The 4,989-nt window shown below is 72.1% G+C and carries 5 protein-coding genes and 1 pseudogene; 1 reads left to right on the top strand and 5 read right to left on the bottom strand.

Annotated features, from left to right (window positions below; all coding sequences use genetic code 11):
- Window positions 1–751, top strand: a 751-nt coding sequence (locus ACFQ4O_RS15015) for a nitric oxide reductase activation protein NorD (RefSeq protein ID WP_378776738.1), incomplete at its 5' end; no start/stop codon positions are given.
- Between the two features lie 19 nt (window positions 752–770).
- On the opposite strand, the gene ACFQ4O_RS15010 is transcribed toward ACFQ4O_RS15015, so the two are convergent.
- From ACFQ4O_RS15010 to ACFQ4O_RS14990, 5 genes and pseudogenes are all read right to left on the bottom strand, one after another.
- On the bottom strand, window positions 771–1,628 hold the full coding sequence (locus ACFQ4O_RS15010) for an urease accessory protein UreD (protein WP_378776736.1): 858 nt from the start codon (window positions 1,626–1,628) through the stop codon (window positions 771–773).
- Window positions 1,625–2,272: an urease accessory protein UreG gene (ureG, locus tag ACFQ4O_RS15005; protein ID WP_378776740.1), complete on the bottom strand. Its 648-nt coding sequence runs from the start codon at window positions 2,270–2,272 to the stop codon at window positions 1,625–1,627. The genes ACFQ4O_RS15010 and ureG overlap by 4 nt, the downstream gene beginning before the upstream one ends.
- Window positions 2,273–2,321: 49 nt before the next feature.
- On the bottom strand, window positions 2,322–4,034 hold the full coding sequence (gene ureC / locus ACFQ4O_RS15000; protein WP_378776734.1) for an urease subunit alpha: 1,713 nt from the start codon (window positions 4,032–4,034) through the stop codon (window positions 2,322–2,324).
- 11 nt (window positions 4,035–4,045) lie between these two features.
- The gene (locus ACFQ4O_RS14995) at window positions 4,046–4,738 is read right to left on the bottom strand and encodes an urease subunit gamma (protein ID WP_378776732.1); all 693 of its coding nucleotides are present in this window, start codon (window positions 4,736–4,738) and stop codon (window positions 4,046–4,048) included.
- Between the two features lie 16 nt (window positions 4,739–4,754).
- Window positions 4,755–4,989: pseudogene (locus ACFQ4O_RS14990) on the bottom strand (urease accessory protein UreF); the annotation flags it as partial.

The following is a 4,989-nucleotide window of genomic DNA, read 5'->3' as shown; positions in this document are numbered from 1 at the left end:
CGTCACCGAGCGCATCGCCCGGCTGGTCAAAGGCGCGCGCGTCGGCAAGGCGGCGCGGCTGAGGCGCCAGCCGGACGGCTTCGACCTCGACCTCGACGCCGCGGTGGACGCCGCCATCGCGCTCCGGGTCGGCGACCTGCCGGACGAGCGCATCCACCGCGCCTCGGGCAAGCGCGCCCGGGACGTGGCGACGGTGATCCTGCTCGACATCTCCGAATCCACCCGCGACCGGGTCGGCGCCGCGACCGTGCTCGAGATCGAGACGCTGGCGGTGGCGGCGCTCGGGCGCGCCATGGAGGCGGCGGGCGACGCCTTCGCCATCCGCGCCTTCGCCTCTTGCGGCCGCGACGACGTGCGCCTGATCCGCCTGAAGGACTTCGCCGACCGCTTCGACCGGACCGCCATGGCGCGGCTCGCGGGCGTCCGCTCCGGCCTGTCCACCCGGCTCGGAGCGGCGCTGCGCCATGCGGGCGCGGAGGTGGAGGCGATCCGCGCCCACCGCAAGCTGGTGATCGCGCTCACCGACGGCGAGCCGTCCGACATCGACGTGAGCGACCCGCTCGATCTGGTGGAGGACGCCCGCCGGGCGACGCTGGCGCTGCGGCGGCGCGGCGTCGACGTGTTCGGCGTGACGCTCGGGGCCGCGCCGTCGGCTGCGGTGTTCGGGCGCGCCAACACCATTCCGGTGCGCAAGCTCGAGGAACTGCCGGCCCGGTTTTCGGAGCTCTATTTCCGGCTGGCGCGGCTGTAAGCCCGCGCCGCCCGCCGACTCACTTGCGCCGGCGGGCGGGCGCGAAGCCCAGCATCGCCTCGACCGCGAGCGCGAACACGGCCTCGACCGCGAGCGTGATCCGGCCGCCATTGGCGGCGATCATGCGCAGGCCGAGCCCGGCGCCGTTGGGCAGCGGGCTCGCCCCGGACCGGACGCCGAGCGCGTCGAGCGCGGCGTCCAGCGCCTCCGGACGAGGCATGGCCTCCATCGGACCAAGCAGCAGGGCGGCGCCATAGGCCCCGGCGCCCGGCCCGAGCAGGGAGCGTTCGCCGCACAGCTCCGCCCCGCGCACGGTCGAGCGATCGCGCAGCAGGACGCCCCCGGCGGGACCGGACACGAGGGTCTCCGCCGTCAGCCGCCCGAACGGACGTCCCGCGCCGGAAAAGTCGTGCCACGCCACCCCGTCCGCCACGAGCGCAAGCGCGCCCTCGCCGAGCCGGATGTGGGTGGTCGTGGTCAGCTCCGCGCCGGGAAACAGCACCAGCGGATCGAGCGTGACCGCGGCGAAGGCGTCGGCGTGGACGTCGATGGTCAGGCTCTGGCGCGCGGGCAGCGCGCCGGTGTCGTGCACCACGGTGGCGGCCTGGCTGGTCACATGCGCCGCAGCCCCCGCCTTCACCGTGAGCGACAGGTCGAGCCGGTCGGCGCGGTAGACGCCGCCCGAGGCCGATTGCAGGTAGAGCGTCGCGAGGTCCGGCCGCGCCCGGTCCAGCGCGAACGGCTTCGTCACGTGGAACGGGTAGGGCGTCACCTGCCGCACCAGCGCCGAGCGCCCGCCGCCGAGCGCGAAGGTCAGCTCCGCCCGGCGGTGGCGGCCGGCGGCGGTCTCGCCCCTGAGATCGAGCGGCGCCGTCATTCCCGGAACAGCACCGCGTGGGCGATGCTGTCGGCCACCGCCTCCACGCCCGCGCCCGAGCGGGCGTTGGTGGCGATCACCGGCCGGCCGCCCCGCACCGCGCTCGCCTCCGCCAGCATGCGGGTCAGGTCCACGCCCACATGGGGCGCGAGATCGGTCTTGTTCACGACCAGAAGGTCGCTCTTCAGCACGCCCGGCCCCTTCTTGCGCGGAATGTCGTCGCCGCCCGCCACGTCGATCACGAACATCCACCAGTCCACGAGGTCGAGCGAGAAGGTGGAGGCGAGGTTGTCGCCGCCGGACTCGAAGATCACCAGTTCGAGCCCCGGAAAGGCGGCCTCCAGATCGTCGCCCGCCGCCATGTTGAGGGTCGGGTCCTCGCGGATCACCGTGTGCGGACAGGCGCCCGCCTCCACCGCCAGCACGCGCGCCGGCTCGATCAGGCCGGACCGGCGCAGGCGTTCGGCGTCCTCCTTGGTGACGAGATCGTTGGTCACCACCGCGAGATCGACGCCGCGCGCCGCGAGCGCCGGGATCAGCGCCTCGATCAGCGCGGTCTTGCCCGAGCCCACCGGGCCGCCGACGCCGATGCGGGCGGCCGTGGTCCGGGGGGCGGGGATCGGATCGGACCGGCTCGCCACCAGCGACGGCCATTCGGAGCGATGTTGGGTCATGGGGCTCACGCGCCTTCCGTCAGCGCAGCATGTAGCGCTGCGCGAGCGGCAGCTCGGTCGCGGGCGCGCAGGTGGCGAGTTCGCCGTCCACGAACACGTCGAAGGTCTGCGGGTCCACGCGGATGTTGGGCAGCGCGTCGTTGTGGAGCATGTCCGACTTCTTGAGATCGCGCGTGCCCGAGGCCGGCAGCAGCAGCTTCGACAGGCCGAGCTCCTCCCGGAGGCCGCGCTTGATCGCGAGCGGATGCACGAAACAGGCGGACAGCGCCGGCGCCGCCTTGCCGAAGGCGCCCCATTGCGGGCGCAGCAGCAGCGGCTCGCAGGTCATCAGCGAGGCGGCGGAATCGCCCATGGCGCCCCAGGCGATGAAGCCGGACTTGATCACCAGCTCCGGCTTCACGCCGAAGAAGGCGGGGCGCCACACCACGATGTCGGCGAGCTTGCCGCTCTCCAGCGAGCCCACATGCTCGGCGATGCCGAAGGTCTTCGCGGCGTTGATGGTGTATTTGGCGATGTAGCGCTTGATGCGCTCGTTGTCGCCGAAGCCGGTCCTCTCTTCGGGCAGGGTCCCGCGCTGGTCCTTCATCTTGGAGGCGAGCTGCCAGGTCCGGCAGATCACCTCGTGGATGCGCCCCATGCCCTGGCTGTCGGAGCCGAGCATCGAGATCGCGCCGATGTCGTGCAGCACATCCTCCGCCGCGATGGTCTGGGCGCGGATGCGGCTTTCCGCGAAGGCCACGTCCTCCGGGATCGCCGGGTTGAGGTGGTGGCACGTCATGGTCATGTCGAGATGTTCGTCGAACGTGTTGACCGTGTAGGGGTTGGTCGGGTTCGTCGACGACGGCAGGCAGTGGCTTTCGCCCGCGACCCGGATGACGTCCGGCGCGTGGCCGCCGCCCGAGCCCTCCGTGTGGTACATGTGGATGGTGCGGCCGCCGATGGCGGCGAGCGTGTCCTCCAGAAATCCGCTCTCGTTCAGCGTGTCGGTGTGCAGCTGCACCTGATAGTCGTGCTCGTCGGCCGAGCGCAGGCAGGCGTCGATGGTCGCCGGCATTGCGCCCCAGTCTTCGTGGATCTTGAGGCCGAGGCAGCCGGTCTCCAGCTGCTCCGTCAGGCAGCCGGGAATGTGGCTGTTGCCGCGGCCGAGGAAGCCGAAGTTCATCGGCCAAGCCTCTGAAGCCTGCAGCATCTTGCCCGTGTTGAACGGCCCGCCGGAATCGATGCCGACCGTGATCGGCCCAAGCGAGCCGCCGAGCATGGTGGTGAGCCCGCTCGCCAGCGCGTGCTCAACTAGTCCCGCCGAATCGAAGTGCACATGCACGTCGATGCCGCCGGCTGTGGCGATCAGCCCTTCGCAGTCGCGCACCGTGGTGCCGGCGCCGACGATCAGGCGCGGATCCACGCCGTCCATCACCGCGGGATTGCCGGCCTTGCCGACGCCGACGATGCGGCCGTTTTTGATGCCGAGATCGCCCTTCACGATCCCGAGCACGGCGTCGATCACGGTGACGTTGCAGAGCAGGAAGTCGAGCGCGCCCTCGGCGTTGGTGATCCCGGCGGCGAGACCGAGCCCGTCGCGCAGCGTCTTGCCGCCGCCGTGCAGGCATTCGTCGCCATAGGCGGCGTGGTCCTTCTCCACCACGGCGATCAGCGAGGTGTCGCCGAGGCGGAGGCCGTCGCCGACCGTCGGCCCGTACATGGCGGCGTAGTCCTTGCGGGCGATTCTGACCATGGCGTTGTTCCTCAGGCGCCGCGGAAGCCGCCGGCGCGCGCTTTTTCCAGCGCGACGGCCTTGGCCTCCTCGCTGGTGGTGTCGCCGCCGAGCCCGTTCAGCCCGCCGACGAAGCGCCGGCCGCCGAAGGTGGTGAGCGTGACCTCCTTGGTCTGGCCCGGCTCGAACCGCACGGCGGTGCCGGCCGGAATGTCGAGCCGCATGCCGAAGGCCGCCGCCCGGTCGAACGCCATGGCGCGGTTGATCTCGAAGAAGTGGAAGTGCGAGCCGATCTGGATCGGGCGGTCGCCGGAATTGGTGGCGGAGAGCGTGACGCGCGGTCGGCCCTCGTTCAGCTCGATCTCGCCGTCGAGCGCCAGCGTCTCGCCCGGCTGCACCGGATCGGGGGCGGAGCCCTCCGCCGGGCGGATCGGCTCGTGCACGGTGACGAGCTTGGTGCCGTCGGGGAACACGCACTCCACCTGCAGGATGTGCAGCATGGCGGGCACGCCGGGCATGACGTCGTCGCTCGTGAGCACGGTGGCGCCGAAGCCGATCAGGTCGGCGACGCTGCGGCCGTCGCGCGCGCCCTCCAGGATCTCGTCGGTGATGAGGGCGACCGCCTCCGGATGGTTCAGCTTCAGGCCGCGGTCGCGGCGCCTGCGGGCGAGCGCCGCCGCGGTGAAGATGGTGAGGCGTTCGAGCTCGGTCGGGGTCAGAAGCATGGGGGTCCCGGGCGCGTCAGTTTGAGAACAGGCGAAGCTCGCCGCGGGCGTGGCGGGCGGCGGCGATGTCGAGCAGGGGGGCGAAGGTTTCGATGTGTTCTGGCGGCTCGGCGGCGGCGAGCTCCGCCACCACCGGCAGCACGCGGTGCAGGACAGCCTGGGCCGCCACCGCGCCCACGAGGCCGAGCCGCACCGCGGCGGTGGCGTAGCCCGAGGCCGCCACATAGCCCGAGGCGAGAACCGCGCCGCCG

Origin of the sequence: Methylopila musalis (genome assembly GCF_042679725.1) — a bacterium.
Classification (GTDB): domain Bacteria; phylum Pseudomonadota; class Alphaproteobacteria; order Rhizobiales; family Methylopilaceae; genus Methylopila; species Methylopila musalis.
The sequence above is the reverse complement of the archived record's forward strand: the minus strand, read 5'-3'. Positions and strand labels throughout refer to the sequence as shown.

Bases quoted from the DNA above. Each gene is read 5' to 3' on its own strand.
- ACFQ4O_RS15010 (WP_378776736.1), bottom strand. From the start codon at position 1,628: ATGACGGCGCCGCTCGATCTCAGGGGCGAGACCGCCGCCGGCCGCCAC.
- ureC (WP_378776734.1), bottom strand. From the start codon at position 4,034: ATGGTCAGAATCGCCCGCAAGGACTACGCCGCCATGTACGGGCCGACG.
- ACFQ4O_RS14995 (WP_378776732.1), bottom strand. From the start codon at position 4,738: ATGCTTCTGACCCCGACCGAGCTCGAACGCCTCACCATCTTCACCGCG.